Origin of the sequence: Chryseobacterium gotjawalense, from assembly GCF_030012525.1 — a bacterium.
GTDB classification, from domain to species: Bacteria; Bacteroidota; Bacteroidia; order Flavobacteriales; family Weeksellaceae; genus Kaistella; species Kaistella gotjawalense.
Genome location: NZ_CP124855.1, coordinates 2,728,218 through 2,745,361, shown reverse-complemented (window position 1 = coordinate 2,745,361; position 17,144 = coordinate 2,728,218). Strand labels below are relative to the sequence as shown.

At 36.8% G+C, this 17,144-nt stretch carries 19 protein-coding genes and 1 tRNA gene; 10 read left to right on the top strand and 10 right to left on the bottom strand.

Features of this window, described 5'->3' with window-relative positions:
- Nucleotides 1-16: 16 nt before the first annotated feature.
- Nucleotides 17-1,438 (bottom strand): CCA tRNA nucleotidyltransferase, encoded by a 1,422-nt coding sequence (locus QGN23_RS12585; protein ID WP_282904613.1) that lies wholly within the window; start codon nucleotides 1,436-1,438, stop codon nucleotides 17-19.
- 117 nt (nucleotides 1,439-1,555) lie between these two features.
- Nucleotides 1,556-1,807 carry a hypothetical protein gene (locus tag QGN23_RS12580; protein ID WP_133439660.1) on the bottom strand — a complete coding sequence of 84 codons (252 nt, stop codon included), beginning with the start codon at nucleotides 1,805-1,807 and terminating at the stop codon, nucleotides 1,556-1,558.
- Nucleotides 1,808-2,008: 201 nt separating this feature from the next.
- Between QGN23_RS12580 and QGN23_RS12575 the strand changes: the two genes are divergently transcribed.
- The 4 genes from QGN23_RS12575 to QGN23_RS12560 are packed head-to-tail and all read left to right on the top strand — an operon-like array spanning nucleotide 2,009 to nucleotide 5,790.
- Nucleotides 2,009-2,467 (top strand): GtrA family protein, encoded by a 459-nt coding sequence (locus tag QGN23_RS12575; protein WP_133439659.1) that lies wholly within the window; start codon nucleotides 2,009-2,011, stop codon nucleotides 2,465-2,467.
- Nucleotides 2,468-2,525: 58 nt separating this feature from the next.
- The gene (locus tag QGN23_RS12570) at nucleotides 2,526-3,251 is read left to right on the top strand and encodes a lysophospholipid acyltransferase family protein (RefSeq protein WP_133439658.1); all 726 of its coding nucleotides are present in this window, start codon (nucleotides 2,526-2,528) and stop codon (nucleotides 3,249-3,251) included.
- Nucleotides 3,252-3,293: 42 nt separating this feature from the next.
- Nucleotides 3,294-4,748, top strand: a complete 1,455-nt coding sequence (locus QGN23_RS12565) for an MFS transporter (protein WP_282904612.1) — start codon at nucleotides 3,294-3,296, stop codon at nucleotides 4,746-4,748.
- Complete coding sequence (locus QGN23_RS12560; protein ID WP_317622306.1) at nucleotides 4,738-5,790, top strand: DUF3810 domain-containing protein; 1,053 nt, start codon at nucleotides 4,738-4,740, stop codon at nucleotides 5,788-5,790. Before QGN23_RS12565 ends, QGN23_RS12560 begins: the two co-directional genes overlap by 11 nt.
- A 382-nt stretch (nucleotides 5,791-6,172) precedes the next feature.
- Here QGN23_RS12560 and QGN23_RS12555 read toward each other — a convergent pair.
- From QGN23_RS12555 to greA, 7 genes are all read right to left on the bottom strand, one after another.
- Nucleotides 6,173-6,246: transfer RNA gene (locus QGN23_RS12555), tRNA-Met, on the bottom strand.
- Between the two features lie 48 nt (nucleotides 6,247-6,294).
- Nucleotides 6,295-7,578: a TlpA family protein disulfide reductase gene (locus tag QGN23_RS12550; RefSeq protein WP_282904611.1), complete on the bottom strand. Its 1,284-nt coding sequence runs from the start codon at nucleotides 7,576-7,578 to the stop codon at nucleotides 6,295-6,297.
- A 60-nt stretch (nucleotides 7,579-7,638) separates the two neighbouring features.
- On the bottom strand, nucleotides 7,639-7,860 hold the full coding sequence (locus QGN23_RS12545) for a signal peptidase (protein WP_282904610.1): 222 nt from the start codon (nucleotides 7,858-7,860) through the stop codon (nucleotides 7,639-7,641).
- Nucleotides 7,861-7,880: 20 nt separating this feature from the next.
- Nucleotides 7,881-9,866, bottom strand: a complete 1,986-nt coding sequence (locus tag QGN23_RS12540) for a T9SS type A sorting domain-containing protein (RefSeq protein WP_282904609.1) — start codon at nucleotides 9,864-9,866, stop codon at nucleotides 7,881-7,883.
- A gap of 108 nt (nucleotides 9,867-9,974) precedes the next feature.
- Complete coding sequence (clpX, locus tag QGN23_RS12535) at nucleotides 9,975-11,156, bottom strand: ATP-dependent Clp protease ATP-binding subunit ClpX (RefSeq protein WP_282904608.1); 1,182 nt, start codon at nucleotides 11,154-11,156, stop codon at nucleotides 9,975-9,977.
- A 71-nt stretch (nucleotides 11,157-11,227) separates the two neighbouring features.
- Nucleotides 11,228-11,617 (bottom strand): HIT family protein, encoded by a 390-nt coding sequence (locus QGN23_RS12530; RefSeq protein ID WP_133439652.1) that lies wholly within the window; start codon nucleotides 11,615-11,617, stop codon nucleotides 11,228-11,230.
- Between the two features lie 137 nt (nucleotides 11,618-11,754).
- On the bottom strand, nucleotides 11,755-12,228 hold the full coding sequence (gene greA / locus QGN23_RS12525; RefSeq protein ID WP_133439651.1) for a transcription elongation factor GreA: 474 nt from the start codon (nucleotides 12,226-12,228) through the stop codon (nucleotides 11,755-11,757).
- A gap of 96 nt (nucleotides 12,229-12,324) precedes the next feature.
- Here greA and QGN23_RS12520 point away from each other — a divergent pair, with 96 nt between their 5' ends.
- The 4 genes from QGN23_RS12520 (at nucleotide 12,325) to QGN23_RS12505 (ending at nucleotide 14,622) form a co-directional block, all read left to right on the top strand.
- Complete coding sequence (locus QGN23_RS12520; RefSeq protein WP_133439650.1) at nucleotides 12,325-12,774, top strand: hypothetical protein; 450 nt, start codon at nucleotides 12,325-12,327, stop codon at nucleotides 12,772-12,774.
- A gap of 28 nt (nucleotides 12,775-12,802) precedes the next feature.
- Nucleotides 12,803-13,252 (top strand): D-aminoacyl-tRNA deacylase, encoded by a 450-nt coding sequence (dtd, locus tag QGN23_RS12515; RefSeq protein WP_133439649.1) that lies wholly within the window; start codon nucleotides 12,803-12,805, stop codon nucleotides 13,250-13,252.
- A 68-nt stretch (nucleotides 13,253-13,320) separates the two neighbouring features.
- Nucleotides 13,321-13,827 carry a hypothetical protein gene (locus QGN23_RS12510; RefSeq protein WP_282904607.1) on the top strand — a complete coding sequence of 169 codons (507 nt, stop codon included), beginning with the start codon at nucleotides 13,321-13,323 and terminating at the stop codon, nucleotides 13,825-13,827.
- A gap of 12 nt (nucleotides 13,828-13,839) precedes the next feature.
- Nucleotides 13,840-14,622, top strand: coding sequence for an alpha/beta fold hydrolase (locus QGN23_RS12505; RefSeq protein ID WP_282904606.1), 783 nt, complete (start codon nucleotides 13,840-13,842; stop codon nucleotides 14,620-14,622).
- On the opposite strand, the gene QGN23_RS12500 is transcribed toward QGN23_RS12505, so the two are convergent.
- A complete protein-coding gene (locus QGN23_RS12500) occupies nucleotides 14,619-15,626 on the bottom strand; it encodes a DHH family phosphoesterase (RefSeq protein WP_282904605.1) in 1,008 nt (335 codons plus the stop codon). The genes QGN23_RS12505 and QGN23_RS12500 overlap by 4 nt on opposite strands.
- A gap of 468 nt (nucleotides 15,627-16,094) precedes the next feature.
- On the opposite strand from QGN23_RS12500, the gene rpmH reads away from it, so the two are divergent.
- Both rpmH and QGN23_RS12490 read left to right on the top strand, forming a co-directional pair.
- On the top strand, nucleotides 16,095-16,253 hold the full coding sequence (gene rpmH / locus QGN23_RS12495) for a 50S ribosomal protein L34 (RefSeq protein ID WP_074781389.1): 159 nt from the start codon (nucleotides 16,095-16,097) through the stop codon (nucleotides 16,251-16,253).
- A gap of 159 nt (nucleotides 16,254-16,412) precedes the next feature.
- A complete protein-coding gene (locus QGN23_RS12490; protein ID WP_282904604.1) occupies nucleotides 16,413-17,123 on the top strand; it encodes a cell division ATP-binding protein FtsE in 711 nt (236 codons plus the stop codon).
- Nucleotides 17,124-17,144 lie beyond the last annotated feature (21 nt).

The window sequence follows — 17,144 nt, the reverse complement described above, 5'->3', positions numbered from 1 at the left end:
CTTTTACAAAGAGGATTTATTGCAGAATTAGTCCCAATAATTCCCCTTCGCGAATCACGAAATTTCTCGCTTCTTCTTTATCGTTTCCGATTTCGCCTTCCAGAATGGCTTCTTTCACTTTTTCCTTTAAAATCCCAATTTCTCTGCCGGGCTGAATATTAAACATTTCCATAATTTCTTCTCCGGAAATGGGTGGCTGAAAATTCCGAACCTGATCTTTTTCTTCAACTTCTTTAATTTTCAAAGCAACATATTCGAAATTCTTTTTAAACTTTGCCTGTTTTGAAGAATTCTTGGTGGTAATATCGGCTTTGTTCAGAATAAACAAATCTTCCAGATCTTCGCCGGCATCAAACAAAAGTCGTCGCAGTGCCGAATCAGAAGTTCCGTCATCTACCAGCGCAATAGGTCTCGAGGATAACTTCACTAATTTCTGAACATATTTCATGTCGGTTCCCAACGGTAGTTTTAAACGGTAGAAAATATTTTTCACCATTTTGGAACCCAAAAATTCGTGGCCGTGGAAAGTCCAGCCTGTTCCGTCAACAAATTTTTTGGTTGGCGCTTTTCCGATATCATGCAATAAAGCCGCCCATCGAAGCCAAAGATTATCCGTGTTTTCCGAAATATTATCAACGACTTCCAGCGTATGCCAAAAATTATCTTTGTGCGTTTGTCCTTCTACTTCTTCAATTCCCTTTAATGCGGTAAGTTCAGGAATAATGAGTTGCATTAAACCGGTTTGTTCCATTAATTTCAAACCCAGAGAAGGTTTTTCGGAAAGCATAATTTTATTGAATTCCACCATGATGCGTTCCAGCGAAACAATTCTTATTCGTTCTGCTTCCTGCCGAATGGCTTTGAGAGAATTTTCTTCAATTTTGAAATTTAAAGTGGATGCAAACCGAATCGCGCGCATCATCCGCAAAGGATCGTCTGAGTACGTTTGGCTGGGTTCTAAAGGAGTTTGGAGGATTTTTTTCTTAATGTCATTAATTCCGTCAAAAGGATCGATCAGGTCACCGAAGTTATCTTTATTTAAAGAGATCGCTAAGGCATTAATGGTAAAATCCCTGCGTTTCTGGTCGTCTTCCAAAGTCCCGGTTTCTACAGAAGGCTTTCGGGAATCCTCAGCATAACTTTCTTTCCGGGCGCCTACGAATTCCAAATCAAGACCTTCATGTTTGAACATTGCAGTGCCGTAATTTTTGAATACAGAAACTTTCAGTTTGGGACTAATTTCGTGTGCAACAGCTTTTGCTAAATCGATTCCGTTGCTTTCTGTAACAAAATCAATGTCAGTGGGTGTTTTTCTTTTCATCAATAAATCCCGCACATAACCGCCAACAATAAAAACCGTTTGGTTGTTTTTCCCGGCAACTTCTGAAATAATTTTAAAGAGTTTCAGATTTTTATTTTGATTGAGATTGATGTTCATAGCTATTCTTCGACAATTTCTGCAAAGATAAAGCTTCTGATTTAATCAGCCGGTATTGAAGAACTACGGCAGATTCAAAAAAAGTGAGCACCGGTAAAAAACCGCAGTATTGAGGGGTTAATCTACCGTTGGGGAATTATTTAAAAGCCAGTCATCAATTTCTTCTTCTAAATATTCGGTCTGTAATTTTATCGCTTCCATAAAATCATCGGGTATGTTGGCTGTGTCGGTATTTTCCAGATTCCATAATTCGTCAGACATCAGTTCGTACTCGGAATATATTCTTTTGAATCGGGGGCTGTTTTTCTCTAATTCCTCAATTTTCTTTTGTTGAGGCGTAAATTTTCGGTAAGGTCTTTGTGTGGTCATGTTTTTTCCTGATTAAATTTTTGACTGGTTTATAAAACTTACTTCTGGTCTCAGACTCCATTAACTCATTAAAAATGAAAAAGTTACATTCACACATCTCTCTTTCACAAAATAAAAGTAAACAATATATCAAAGCGAAAAAATATTTTAACAAGTTTTTCTGATTGTTTAACATATAGTTTTAAATTTGCAACAATTAATATGAAGGAACTTTTACTCAAACAAAAACAAGTATTACTTTTCGTGATCGCGGGAGGGCTCAGTGCTGTCATTGAAATCGGTTCATTTAAAATATTCAGCGTATATCTGCCGTTGATTTTTTCCGGAGAAAATAATTATTACGGGATCCATTTCCCACTAAGCAATATATTTTCAACGAGTTGCGGAATCATCACTAATTATTTCCTGAGCATCTGGTTTGTTTTTGAGCGCGGCAAACATTCAAAACGCAAGGAATTTGCTTACTTTATGTTTGTTTCTTTTTTCTCAACTTTGCTGAGTTTAACTTTCTTCCAGCTTTTCTTTAGATTTGCGTTCAAAGAGAATATCGATGTAGGATTCTTCGTTATCAGCCAGGCGGTTATAAGTAAAACAGCAGCGATTCTGTTGGTTTCTGTCTTGAATTACTCGGTGAAGAAAAAAGTGATTTTCAATGGTTAATCATTAGAGTAATGAATAGCCCTTCTGTAATTTACCTAAAAAGTAATTTTCAAAGTACATGACAAAAGTTTTGAATTATATCTGGCGAGGCTGGATGGTGATTTTAGGAGCCGTCCTGACCCCGATTCTGGGCATCCCTGTGTTGCTGTTCTCCATTAAAAAAGAACATTATCCGTATGCCTATTTTTTTATCCGTTTATGGTGTTTCGGGATGTTTTACGGAATGGGATTCCGCTATGAGCTGATCAACCTCACCGATAAAAAGATGGATAAAAATCGACCGTATGTTTTTGTCTCCAACCACACCTCTATTATGGATGTGATGCTGCCGTGTATTCTGATGCCGCACCATCCGCTGTGTTATGTCGGGAAAAAGGAATTGGTGAAGATTCCGATTTTTGGAACGATTTATAAAAGGATTTGTGTGATGGTCGACCGGTCTTCTGCCCGCAGCCGTGCAGATGTGTACCGCCGTTGCGCAGAAAGAATGGAAGAAGGACAAAGCATTGTCATCTTTCCGGAGGGCGGGGTACCCGATGACACTTCGGTACTGCTGGATTCTTTTAAAGATGGTGCTTTTACACTTTCATCGAAACATCAGTCCCCGATTGCCGTATTCACATTTGTTGGTTTAAAGGAGATGTTTCCTTTCAATTATGGAAAAGGGCATCCGGGAAAAGTGAAAGTTTATTTCAATGATGTGCTGGAACCCAATCAGTCTGCGGAATTGCTAAAAGCAGAAGCACACCAAAAGATCAAAAACATTTTGAAAAGCTCAGTTTGAGAAATTAAAATAGCTATATTTGTTTTTAAGAAATAAATAAATATGTCGACAAATTCTAATTATTCTAAACAAACCAATTGGGGGCAATTTGTACCTTTGGTAACTGTATTTTTCTTTTGGGGATTCGTTGCGGCGAGCAACGATATTTTGATCCCCGTATTTAAAAAAGCATTTAATCTTTCCCAAGGTCAAAGTCAGCTGGTTTCGGTGGCATTTTATGTCGCATATACAGTGGGATCACTGATTTATATGTTTATTTCTAAAGCCATAAAACAGGATGTAGTTAATAAAATCGGATATAAAAACGGTTTGATCTTAGGACTTCTCATCTCAGCATCGGGAACCTTACTGTTTTATCCGGCAGCAAATCTGGGTTCTTTTCCTTTAATGATTACAGGGTTATTTATTTTGGGACTGGGCTTTTCGCTACAACAGATTGTGGCCAACCCGCTGGCAATTGAAATTGGACCGACTGAAACGGGATCACAACGCCTTACCATGGCGGGAGGAATTAATAATTTGGGAACAACGATTGGACCATTAATCGTCGCATTTGCTATTTTCGGTTCGGCGACCGCTTCTAATACGGAAGCGAGTATAGAATCTGTAAAAATCCCTTATATGGTTCTGGGAGGCGCGTTCATTCTGGTCGCAATTTTATTGAAATTCTCATCACTTCCACAAATTACACCAACGATTACAGAAGATACAGACGATGTTGTTCCTGGTGAGCACAGAGATTCTGCTTTGAAATATCCGCAACTGGTATTAGGAATGATTGCCATTTTCGTCTATGTCGGCGTAGAAGTATCTACCGCAAGTAATTTGCCGGCCTACATGGAAAACTCACTGGGTTTTTCAACCAAAGATATTGCTCCGTACGTTTCCTTATACTGGGCATCTTTAATGATTGGCCGATGGACCGGTGCAGTTGAAGCGTTTGACATCACATCAGGTTCAAAAAAGATCTTAAGATTTTTAGCTCCCTATTTAGCATTTGGTGTTTTCCTTTTGGTCAATGCAATTGCACAGCATGATTTATCCCATTTCTATATTTATGGTGTGATTATTCTGGTAATGATTGCGTGCGATATCTTAAGCAAAGGAAATCCTGCAAGAATGCTGCTGATCTTTTCATCAATGGGAATACTGTCCTTAATCACCGGAATGATGACCACGGGAATGATCTCTGTATATGCCTTCACCAGTGTTGGATTATTTTGCTCCACCCTTTGGCCATGCATCTTTGCTTTGGCAATTAATGGATTGGGAAAACACACCAACCAAGGTTCTGGTTTTTTAATTATGATGATTATGGGTGGCGGTATCGTTTCCTGGCTGCAAGGAATGCTTGCTGATTTCACTAATATTCATTTTAGCTATATCGTGGGTGTTATTTGTTTTGCCTATCTCGTATTTTATGCTTTGCGGGTAACAAAAATATTGAAAGAGCAGGGAATCAGTCTGGATCAGGTTCAAAAAGAAAATGCTCATTAAAAAGAATCATATTTACAATTATAAAAGATTTTGGGCAGGTGTATTACTTGCCCAATTTGTTTTGTTTTTAATGCTTTCAAAAATTGATTTTGCCATCGGTTTTTTTGAAAGTATTTTTGAATTTCAGAAAAGAATTCATCAGCACCTTTTTTCTATAATCCCTTTTTCTGTCGGTGATATTTTCTATATTTTTTTACTGGCGATTTTTCTCTTTTTCATTTTTAAAATTATAAAAAAAAGAAGCCGGAAAAGATATTCTTTAAAATTATTAATCCTTCTTAATATTCTTTATTTTACGTATCAGATTTTTTGGGGAATGCTTTACTTCCAGAAACCGCTCTTAGAAAAATTACCGGAAAAAGAGATCAATATCGAGGACGTAAAAACCCTCAGCTTAGAATATCTTGAACGCTGCAAAAAAACAAGAAAGCTGGTCAAAGAAGATCAGAATGGAGTTTTCATTGTTTCAAACGATTTGCCTGTTAAAGAGGAGATACTGAAGAATCAGACTCAGCTTCCCGCTTATTTAAATAACAAGAAGGGGACGGGAACCCAAGCGTTCAAATCGAGTTTGTTTAAACCGATGATGAGTTATACCGGGATATTAGGATACTACAATCCGTTTACAGCTGAAGCGCAGTATAACGCTGCCCTGCCATCCACTTATATTCCTTTTACGCTGTCGCATGAGAGCGCACATCAATTGGGCTACGCAAGAGAGCAGGAAGCCAATTTCATCGGTTTTTTAATTGGCAGGGATTCGAAAAATGCAGATCTAAAATACAGTACGGAATATTTTGTTTTGAAATCTTTGCTTAATTATCTGGCAGAACATGACCAGAAGTTTGCGGAAACCGTTTTAGAAAATTACTCTATGGGAATGAAACGTGACCGGATTGCAGAAAAACTTTTCGTTAAAAATCACAAAGGGCTATTGAATGAGTTTTTCGGTTTCTCCAATGATTTATTTCTGAAAAGCAACCAACAGGATGGCAGTATAGCTTATTCTTATTTCATCGATCTGCTTATCCGATATCAATGAGTTAAAAAAAAAGAATCGCACCTTACGATGCGATTCTAAAAACACAAATGATGAAAAAAAATTTATGCCTTAAATCTAACAGACGTCATCTTTAAAGCGTTGTAAATGTAGAAATAAATTTTGTAATAACAAAGTTATTTCTGATGAAAATCAGTTAAAATTGACTTATAAAAACTGAAATTATTCTTTCGGCATCACTCCTTTTTGACAGCCCTAATTGTGACAACTAAAATGGATTTTTATTGAAGTATCCAGAAAGCCGAACGGCAATAAAATATTGAGGTAGTTACTGATATTCAGTATCTGAAAATTACATTGTAAAACGGAAATCAGCAGAATTTTCACAAAAATAAAAAGTCCAGTAAAATACTGGACTTTTTTGTAGCGAAGACGGGAATTGAACCCGTGACCTCAGGGTTATGAATCCTGCGCTCTAACCGACTGAGCTACCTCGCCTTTTTTAAGGTGGTGCAAATATAAAAATATTTTACGAGGTAGCAAAAATTAATTTAACTTTAAATAAGAAATTACATCTGCAGCATGATCTGGCTTGGCAATAATCTTATTATTACCATCCAATATATAATAGCTCGGAGTTGCGTGGACATTATAAGTGTCTGAGAATGAACTATTCCAACCTTTTAATTCGGAATCATTGATCCAAGGCAGCATTTTGGCTTTATTTTCGTACGCCAAGGCATCACTGTCCAAAGAAAAAGCAATAACTTCTCCCTTCAATCCTTTAATCGCATTATATTTTTCGATAATCTTGGGTAATTCTGCTTCACAGTGGGAACAGGTAGAAGCCCAGAAAACAATAATTTTCTTATCTGCCTTTACGTCATAAATGGATTTGGCTTTGGTATTCGAGGCTCTATTGAAAACATAATTGGGAAATGTTGCTCCAACTTCTGTATTGATATTTGTTGCAATAGTATTTTTTAACCTTTCATTAATCGTGCATTTCAAATTCTTCGCTTCGGTAAGGTATTTGTCTTTTAAATCCTGCATTGCATAAGTATCAAAAATCTCAATAATTTCAGAAAGAACTGTTTGTCCGCGAGGCGTTTCTACATTTACGGCTTTTAGCATCTTATCAACATCTGCAGACAGGCTGGCAGTGGAACCGGCGTTTAAATAAGCAACAAGAACTGGTTTCAATAAAGATGAACTTTCCAGAAACTCATTTGATTTTGTTAAAAAATCGATAATTTGGTCCTGAGTAACAGCGCTCTTATTTGCACTTTTTTCCAAAAATTTATTATAGTTGGTGCCGTAATAAGCAACAAACGGGAACTTGGTAAGGTCTGGCGCAGCACTTGAGAGACGGAGAACTTCATTGTTGAGCGCCGTGGCAAAATCACTTTTAGTCTTATAATATTCTTTAATTTGATATAAGGCCGGCAAGATATATTCTTTCTTTTTCTGAATATCCTGTATTTGATCCATCACATAATTCGCTTCGTCAATGTAATCAATATTCACGATTTTATCTTTCTCAGTTTCAAATTTCATTTTAACATCCTTATTTTCTGAGATAAAATTAACGGATGCATTCGTCTCCGGGAAATACAGCTTCATCATACCGGAATAAGGTTTACTGACATTGATTTGCCATGAATTGCCTTTCTTTATCTCCTTGCTGTTTAGAACATCTTTGGAACCATTCAGCGTATAGAGATATACTTCTTTTGGAGTAAAGGAAGATGGGACTTCTACATTGATTTTAAACTGCGCTTCATAAGAATTGACAGCCAACAAACTCAAAATAAATATTACTTTTTTCATAATGTAAATATAAAAAAAAACTCATTGCAAATTCAATGAGTTCTCAGTATTGTTAAAAGGTTATACTATTTGTTTTCTCTGCACTTTTTTAGCATAAAGAACAATAAATAAAATCGCTGCTGCTGCTAAAATAAAAATGTACATATCGATTGGTGCTGCCGCTGTTTCGGGGGTTGTTCCTCCAGCACCGCCACCTGGTGGAGGTGGTGTCTGAGCATTTAATAAAAAACTGCCAAGGAAAATAAAAGCGGTTACCAATATCTTAACTATATTTTTCATCATCTTGTGTAATTTGTGTTGTATTATCTTAGGATTTTGGTTACTACTTTCTCACCTTTCTCTGAAGTGACATGTACTATATAACCCGCCGCAATTCTTTGAAGAGGCAATTCATAACGCCCTGCCGCTGAAACTTTAGAAGCATTATGTACAAGTTTTCCACTCATATCATACACTTGAATATCTGCATTTTTCCATGTTTTATCAAACATTACAAAATAGTTGTCATTCTCTGGATTGAAGACCACAATAGTGCTGCTTTTTTTCAAACTGGTATCGGTACCCAACGTGGTGTTTTGAGGCTTACCATAATAAATATTGTATTCTACACCATTTTGATAATTTCCCGGAACACTTTTTACGATTGCATTCTGTATGATGGGGTGCACTGCCGTTTCGGTTTCTTTTCTATAATAAAAACCTTCTCCCTGCGATAATAAATGAGTCGCGTCATTAACCAACTCAGCATTTTCTCTAATTTCAAATTTAAAACTTACAATATTTGAATTGTAATTCACCAATTTAATATTTTTCCCTTTGAAATCATTTTCGTTTGCTTCGTTAAGATACAACCAATACGAAACATTGCTGTTATCATATCCACCATTGATTGGGTCCTCTTCAAAAGTGCCAAAAAGTTGATCACCCTGCGCTCCAATTTGAGCTTTTACCTGAGTAGAATTACCTGACACAGTGGTCTCTCCTACAACATAATAAGTTCTTTCAACTTCGTTACCATTTGCATCTAAACCAACAATACCTAGTTGTTTAACCGTCGAGTTATTACCTGCTCCTTTGGCTGCCGAAACGGCATATGGTGTAACTGCTGATCTTGGATGATATTTAAACCTTCTCAAGGTAGAAAAATCGAGAATGGGCTTAGCTGTATTATCTTTTAATTTTATAACAAAAGTACCCATTGGGCGGATAACCTGGTAATCTACATCACCAGTTGCAACTCCTGCATTAAAGGTTATTGCTTTATAAGAAGTTGATCCACCTACTTCATTAGGCTTAAATTGCACTCCTGAAACCTCTAATCGCACTCCGTAAATATTGCTGAGATAATTACCATCACCATCCGTTTCAGCGGCAGCGATTTGAGACAAATCTAAATTAGTGAGATAAGGATTACCAAACTGATAAATGTTTTTACCAAAATCACCATTCCATGCTGTACCGCCACTGGCAATATGGAACCCATCCTGTAAATAGGTGTTATATCTTCCACCGTATTCGTTGATTCCGCTTCCACCAACACCGAAGAACATACCATCTCCCGCGTTTTCCAGTGTCACTTTTTTATCGGCATCAGGAACATCAGCAACCGGTCTACCTTTTAAAGTTCTTGTAAGTGAAGAAACATCTAATGCTTTTCCTCCTAAACTAAAATAGGTAACCGCTTTTGTATCTTCACCAAATTTAAAACTCAAATTTGGCAGGTTATCAAATACAACTCTACTGTTGTTCCAACGTAAAATCTCATTTTCCGATCTTCTTACCGTACTGAAAACTTTACCTAATTCGGAATTTAAAGTTGACGCTGATTTACTGTAAAATGGCATACCTATCTGCTGGTAAGCACCATGACTTACCTGCCGATATTCCTGATCAACAATACCTTTAATATTACTTTGAATTATACCAGAAATAAATAACTGTCCATAGGTGTAAACGGGCGGCGTAGTGGGATTAATAGAATTAGTTGATGCATAAGCAGTTGGCTCATTCAACTTATTAATAAAGTTGCCTCCTCCATTTGTTTCAACTTTATCCGCCCCAGCAGCATCGATTGTTTTAAAAACATCTGTCGTACCGTTTCCAACTACCATAACGTTTCCGTGGTTTTCGAAAACAGCATTTCCTTTCATCTGAAGACCACCGCCATTATAAAACAACGAACCTTTACCAACGTAGAGAATCCCGCCAGTGTCTACATGGCAAACAATTTGTGCTCCGAGTGTTACGCTCAACGCCAAAAAGCCTATCATAAATAGATTTTTTTTCATTTCAATTTGTGTTTTGTGTTTGTGTTTGTGTTTTGTACTTTCTTAAAAAAGAATGCCTTACAAAGATAATTAATTTTTGCAAGGCATCGTCAGATTGTTCTCAAAAAGCTAAAAAAGGGTGTTTTCACGGTTTATTACCACTTTTTTTTGAGCAGCAATATTGAACATGTAATCTTCGAGTACCTTTTCGGTTGTCCCACGAAGTCCTCGTGCTCCAAGTCCCTTATCCATAGTCTCTTCCACGATACTTTCCAGACCATCATCGGTAAACTTCAGTTCTACACCATCCATCTTAAACAATTCTACAAACTGATTAACAATCGAGTTCTTAGGTTCTTTCATAATCCGAATCATCGTTTCTTTGGTTAACTTATCAAGATAGGTAATGATCGGAAACCTTCCTAAAAGTTCAGGAATCAGACCGAACTTCCGCAAATCAATCGCATTCAGTTGGCTTAAGATATATTCTTCCTCCTCTATTTTATTCAATTTTTCTGCACTGAAACCGATCGCCTGTTTATTCAACCTACGTTCAATAATTTCTTTGATACCATCAAAAGCGCCCCCTGCAATAAACAGAATATTCTGAGTATTAACCTGGATGTATTTTTGGTCAGGATGTTTTCTACCGCCTTGCGGTGGAACATTTACGATGCTTCCTTCTAATAATTTCAACAAACCCTGTTGTACCCCTTCACCGGACACATCTCGGGTAATACTTGGATTGTCTGATTTACGTGCAATTTTATCGATCTCATCAATAAAAACGATTCCTTTCTCTGCTTTTTCTACGTCATAATCAGCTACCATTAAAAGTCTGGATAAAATACTTTCGACATCCTCGCCAACATAACCGGCTTCAGTAAGAATGGTTGCATCTACAATACAGAAAGGCACATTCAATTCTCTTGCAATCGACTTTGCCAAAAGCGTTTTTCCTGTACCTGTTTCACCAATCATGATGACATTTGATTTTTCGATTTCTACCTCGCGGTTCTCGTCTTTTGCATGCAACAACCTTTTATAATGATTATAGACTGCGACCGACAGCTGCTTTTTTGCCTGATCCTGGCCAATCACATATTGATCCAAGAACTCTTTTATTTCTTTCGGCTTTTTTAAATCCTCTATCTTTTCTGTAGAAGCAGAACCAGCTGATGCGCTGGTTTCCTTCACGATGCCGTGTGCTTGTTCGATGCATTCTTCGCAAATAAAACCGTCATTTCCAGAAATTAGCATTTGCACTTCATTTCGTTTTTTTCCACAAAAAGAGCATTGGTTTGAATTCATATAAATTTTATAATTAAGAATAAGTTTAAAAAAATTTTGTCAAAGTTCAATACTCTGACAAAAGTTGGCGTTTAAGAATTAATGATATGCTGTTGGGCTTCCCGATATTCTTCATCAGAAAATTTCAATCTTACATTTTTGAAGTTCATATCTTCCATTTTAGTAATCGGAATCAAATGAATGTGGGCGTGGGGAACTTCTAATCCGACCACCGCAACGGCGACTCGGCGCTCCGGATATGCTTTCGCCATTTTTTTCGCAACATGCTGTGCAAAACTCCACAGGTTTTTGAAATCGTCATTTTCCATATCAAAAATAAGATCTATCTCCTGCTTGGGAATGACCAGACAATGGCCTTTAACCAAAGGCATCGAATCAAGAAAAGCCAGATGCTTTTCATCTTCTGCAATCGTGTAAGACGGAATTTCGCCCTGTACAATTTTTGTAAAAATAGAAGCCATGATGATTGTATTTAATTAAAAACCCACGCATATGCGAGGGTACAAAATTACAAAATGTTAATAAAGAAGATGTTAAAAATTTGGTAATTTTTTAAAACATCCCAGTAATATCATATTTTACAAGTCATTTTTACTAATTATCCCAAATAGATTTCTAACACTTCAAAAGATAGTTTATTCCCGTTTGGCAAAAGAATTTCAGCATTATCGCCTACTACTTTCCCTAATAAACCTTTCGCAATAGGAGTATTCACAGAGATTTTCCCCAATTTCAAATCGCTTTCATTATCGGGAACCAAAGTGAATTTCTGCTCTCCTTTGGTGGTATTATTTTTAAGACGTACGGTCGTCAGAATCGAAACTTTCGAAGTATCCAGTTGCGTTTCATCGATTACCTTTCCGTTTACAATAAGGTTCTTGAGTTTAGAAATTTTCATCTCCAACATACCCTGCGCTTCTTTCGCAGCGTCGTATTCTGCATTTTCAGAAAGATCGCCCTTATCTCTGGCCTCAGCAATTTGTGCGGTGATTTTTGGTCTTTCAATGGTTTCCAGTTGCTCCAGTTCAGCTTTCATTTTATCCAATCCTACTTTGGTGACGTAACTTGCCATAATATCTAATATTTAACGTTAGTATAAAAAAATAATCCGACATTTGTCGGACAAGTTTTTGTGTGTTTGTTTCACAAAGATATAAATATATTTTAAATGAAAAGAAATATCTTCAACGTCTTTTTTTCTGTAATTTTAATTTTTGTCATTTTAAATTTCACCTCCTGCAGCAACCGCGAAGAAACGGTAAGCTGTTTCCCGAAGACCCCGATCAATGTAGTACTCAACCTGAACCTTCCCACCTATTTTACGCTGCAAAATGTTGGCGGATGGATGTACATCAATGAACAGCAATCCGGAACCCGTGGTCTGATTGTCGTAAGAACAACCAACGGATTCAAAGTATTCGACCGGAATGCTCCGCATATCTGCCCCGATTCCAACACCACTTTGAGTGTGGAGAATGAAATCAAAATTGTTTGTCCAAAAGATGGTGCAGAATGGATTACAATTACCGGTGAACCAACGAAAATATCACAGGTTCCACCCAAAACTTATCCTTACAGTTTCGATACCTACACCAAAACTTTATCTGTTTATTATTAATCAAAATTTCAACTCTATCTTTTTAAATATGAAAGCAGTAATCCAAAGAGTTTCTGAAGCGAATGTAAAAGTTGATGGTAAAATAGTCGGCGAAATTTCTGCTGGCTTACTTTTATTAATAGGAGTTGACGAAGAAGATGAACAAACCGATGCAGACTGGCTCATTCAGAAAATATTAAATTTAAGAATTTTCGGTGACGAAGAAGGAAAACTCAATTTATCTATTTTGAATATTTCCGGTGAAATCCTTTGCATCAGCCAGTTTACTTTAATCGCCGACTATAAAAAAGGAAACCGGCCGTCTTTCATCAAAGCAGCAAAACCCGAAAAAGCGATTCCTTTATTTGACTATTTTAAAACGGAGATTGCAAAATCAAATTTAAAAATCGAAAGCGGAATTTTCGGTGCAGACATGAAAGTCTCTTTATTAAACGACGGCCCCGTAACGATTGTGATGGATTCTAAAACCAAACTTTAAAATAAAATTTCTTCAACTTTAAAAACAACTCTTATTTTTAATTAAATTTGAGCATCTTATTATTAAAAATGAAGAAAACCATCCTGATTATTTCCGCGGCAACCCTTTTTTCCTGCTCAAAAAAAGGGAATGAAAACACGGCTGTCATTTCTCCGGAAGCCAAAAAAATCGAATCCATTAATGTTGAACGCCGAAAACTAAATGACCGTATTGCGATTAGAAATCAACAAAACATTTTCAGGGATTTGAGCGGAAAGCATGATCTGAAATTTACTTCAGATGAAACCTCAGCATTTTTTGGAACGGCAAATTTCGAAAAAACGGGCAGGGATCTATATACTGTATCCGGAAATGCCCAATCAGGAAAAAATACTTTAGAAATAAAAGGAACGGTAAAAAGAGTTTCTGAAAAACACCTTAATTTTGAAGGGGTGATTACTCAAAAAATCAACGGAACTGTTTTTAAAAGAACTTCAAAGACCACTTTTCTGGACGAAGGAAAAGGAAAATTCTGGCGTTTGCAGAATAAAATAAATGGTTCGGGATTTGTTGATTACATTGACATCTATTTTTAAAAATCAGCTACTATGTTAAATTACGAAATATCCGGCAGCGGAAAAGAACCTCTGGTTTTACTTCATGGTTTTATGGAAAACCTGTCTATTTGGGATGATATGGACACTTACCTTTCGGAGAAATTCATTTTAATTAAAATTGATCTGCCGGGACATGGCTTGTCTAAAGTCTATGACCACGTGCACACCATGGAACTTATGGCGAAAGAAGTAAAAAAAGTAACAGATTATCTAAACATCGGCAATTTTCATTTGCTTGGTCATTCGATGGGTGGCTATGTGTCGCTGGCTTTTGCCGAGAAATTCCCCGGGCTTCTGAAAAGCCTCACTTTATTTTTCTCTTCCTATTTCGCTGATGATACCGAGAAAAAAGAACAAAGACAGAAAAGCTTAAGAATTATCAAAGAAGCATTTCCCGCTTACGTAAATGCCGGCGTTCCGAATTTATTTAATCCCAATGAAAAAGATTTTCTGGAAGCTAAAATAGACCACGCCAAAAAAATCGCACTTTCTACTAAAAATGATGGCGTTTTGGCCGCGGTGAAAGGAATGATTGAAAGAACAAATAAAATGACTGTTCTCGAAAATTTCGACGGTAAAATTTTGGTCATCGCCGGAAAACACGACGGCGCGGTACAAACAGATTTGATTCTCAAGCATCTGCCGGATCAAACTAACATTAAATCCTACCTGCTGGATTGCGGTCATAACGGCCATTGGGAAAAACCAAGTATCTGTGCAGAAATAATCAATACAGAATTGCTACACCATCTTCCAAAAAATCTACTGTTTTAGAAATCTTCCTGCTCGATTTTCTCTTTGAAATCTACGATCGTTTCTTCGATGGTTTTCATGTACTTTCCACCGGCAGCGTTGATGTGGCCACCTCCATTGAAATATTTTCTAGAAAACTGATTGACATCAACATCTTCTTTGGAACGGAAAGATATTTTGATAAAATCATCGTATAAATCTTCCATAAAAAACGCTGCAACCTGAGTTCCCATAATACTCAAGCCATAATTGACGAAACCTTCGGTATCTCCTTTTTGAAAACCGAATTCTTTTAATTCTTCACGTTTTAGCCAGAGTATCGCCACTTTTCCATCTTTCACGACTTCTATTCTGCTTAAAATCAAAGCCAGAAGGTGCAGTCGGGAAACGGTATTCGTATCCCAGGTATTTGACGTAATCATCGCAGGATCGGCTCCTTTTTCAATTAAATTGGCGACGATTCTGTGTGTTGTGGCACTGGTCGAGCGGAAACGGAACCCACCGGTATCGGTCATAATTCCCGTATAAAGACATTCTGCAATATCTTTGTTGACCAAATTTTCTTCATTCAGTTCCTGTATAAAATGATAAATCATTTGCGAAGTTGCCGGAATCGTGACGTCCGAATATACATAATCAAAAGCATCAGGCTGTTGATGATGATCGATCAGTATCTTTTTAGCTCTGGCTTTTTCAAGCCAAGGACCAACCAAATTTCCACTTCGGTGAGATGCATTAAAATCCAAAACAAAAATTACATCTGCATTATAAATCGCTTCTCCGGCTTGTTTCCTTTTGTAATCAGCAATAATGATCTGTTTCGCTTCCGGCATCCACTTCAAAAATTTAGGAAAATCATTGGGCACAATAACATCCGCTTCTAAACCTTTTTGTTTTAAAAAATGTTTCAAACCCAAACTTGATCCAACTGCATCACCATCAGGATTATAATGGGTAATAATAACGATTTTATGACTCGGTGTTAAAAGCTTTTGAATCTCTGAAATTTCGGATGAAGTAAACATTTATTGGGATATTTTTTTTAAGAAGAGCAAAGATAGGGTTTGTTTTTATTTTAATTCCATAAAAGCTATTTCAGAAAACAGCAATCTTGACTATAATCTTATAAAGCAAATCAGATATAACACCGATTAAATGATGAAAAACGCTCTCTAATCTCCATCAAAAAATAATTTATAAAATCATTTGCAACTTTTTTTGATTGCGAAGAATATCGGACATCCTCTAATGATTAGGCTAAAAAATATAAGCAGAGATATTCCGGAAAATACGCTAAAAGATTTCATAAAGACAGAAAATGTTTATGTGATAAGTATTAAATTTAAATATGAGAAGAAACCTAGAACCACTTTGTTTGCTCACTCACTCTCTATCTTTTTAATTTATTTAAAATATTGCTTGTAGTAAATAAAAAGTTTCCTATATTTGCAATCTGAAAAATAAGATATAGTTTTTACTTAAAAATATAAGCAATGAGCAAGAGAACATTCCAGCCATCTGAAAGAAAGAAAAGAAACAAACACGGTTTCCGTTTAAGAATGTCAACACCTAACGGCAGAAGAATTTTGGCTGCTAGAAGAGCAAAAGGCAGAAAGAGTTTAACTGTAAGTGCACAGCGCGCTAAGAGATAATCTCAGGAATTATCATAACAGATTATGCTTGAAAAGTACCTTTTCAAGCATTTTTCGTTGTTAAAATTTGCTAAAGTGTATGCTCAGAAGAAAGATTTTTTTTACTTTTGAGCAGCTATTGCAGCGCACCCATTTCATCAATAACAATCAAAACACGATATGCCACATACTTATCAGGAAGGCCAGGATGTAATTCATCTAAAAAATGCAAAAATTGCGCAGAAGAATTTCACTGTACTTAACGAAGTCAACCTCAACATAAAGAAAGGAAGATTCTGCTACCTTATCGGTAAAACAGGTTCCGGAAAAAGTTCATTGCTCAAAACGCTCTACGGACACATCCCACTCAGTGCAGGACAAGGACATATTGCCGGATTTGATTTGGCTAAGTTGAAACCCTCAGACATCCCGAATTTAAGAAGAAAGCTGGGTATTGTTTTTCAGGACTTTCAGCTGTTACCAGACCGAACTGTGGAAAAGAATTTAAAATTCGTTCTCGAAGCAACAGGCTGGAGTGATAAAACCAAAATAGATGACCGAATAAATGAAGTTTTGGCAAGCGTGGGAATGAAATCCAAGAAACACAAAATGCCCCATGAACTTTCAGGAGGTGAGCAACAGCGTATTGCCATCGCCAGAGCACTCCTGAACCACCCAGAATTGATCCTGGCTGATGAGCCGACCGGTAATCTGGACCCAGAGACTTCCAACGAAATCATGACCCTTCTGAAGCAGGTAGCTTTTGAAAATAACTCGGCAGTGGTAATGGCAACTCACGATTATCACATGATCCAAAACTTCCCCGGAGAAGCAATCCGATGTGAAGACGGAAAAGTTTCGGTTTTAGATACTGCTGAACTTTTCGAATAATTAACATTGCTTTCAAAACAT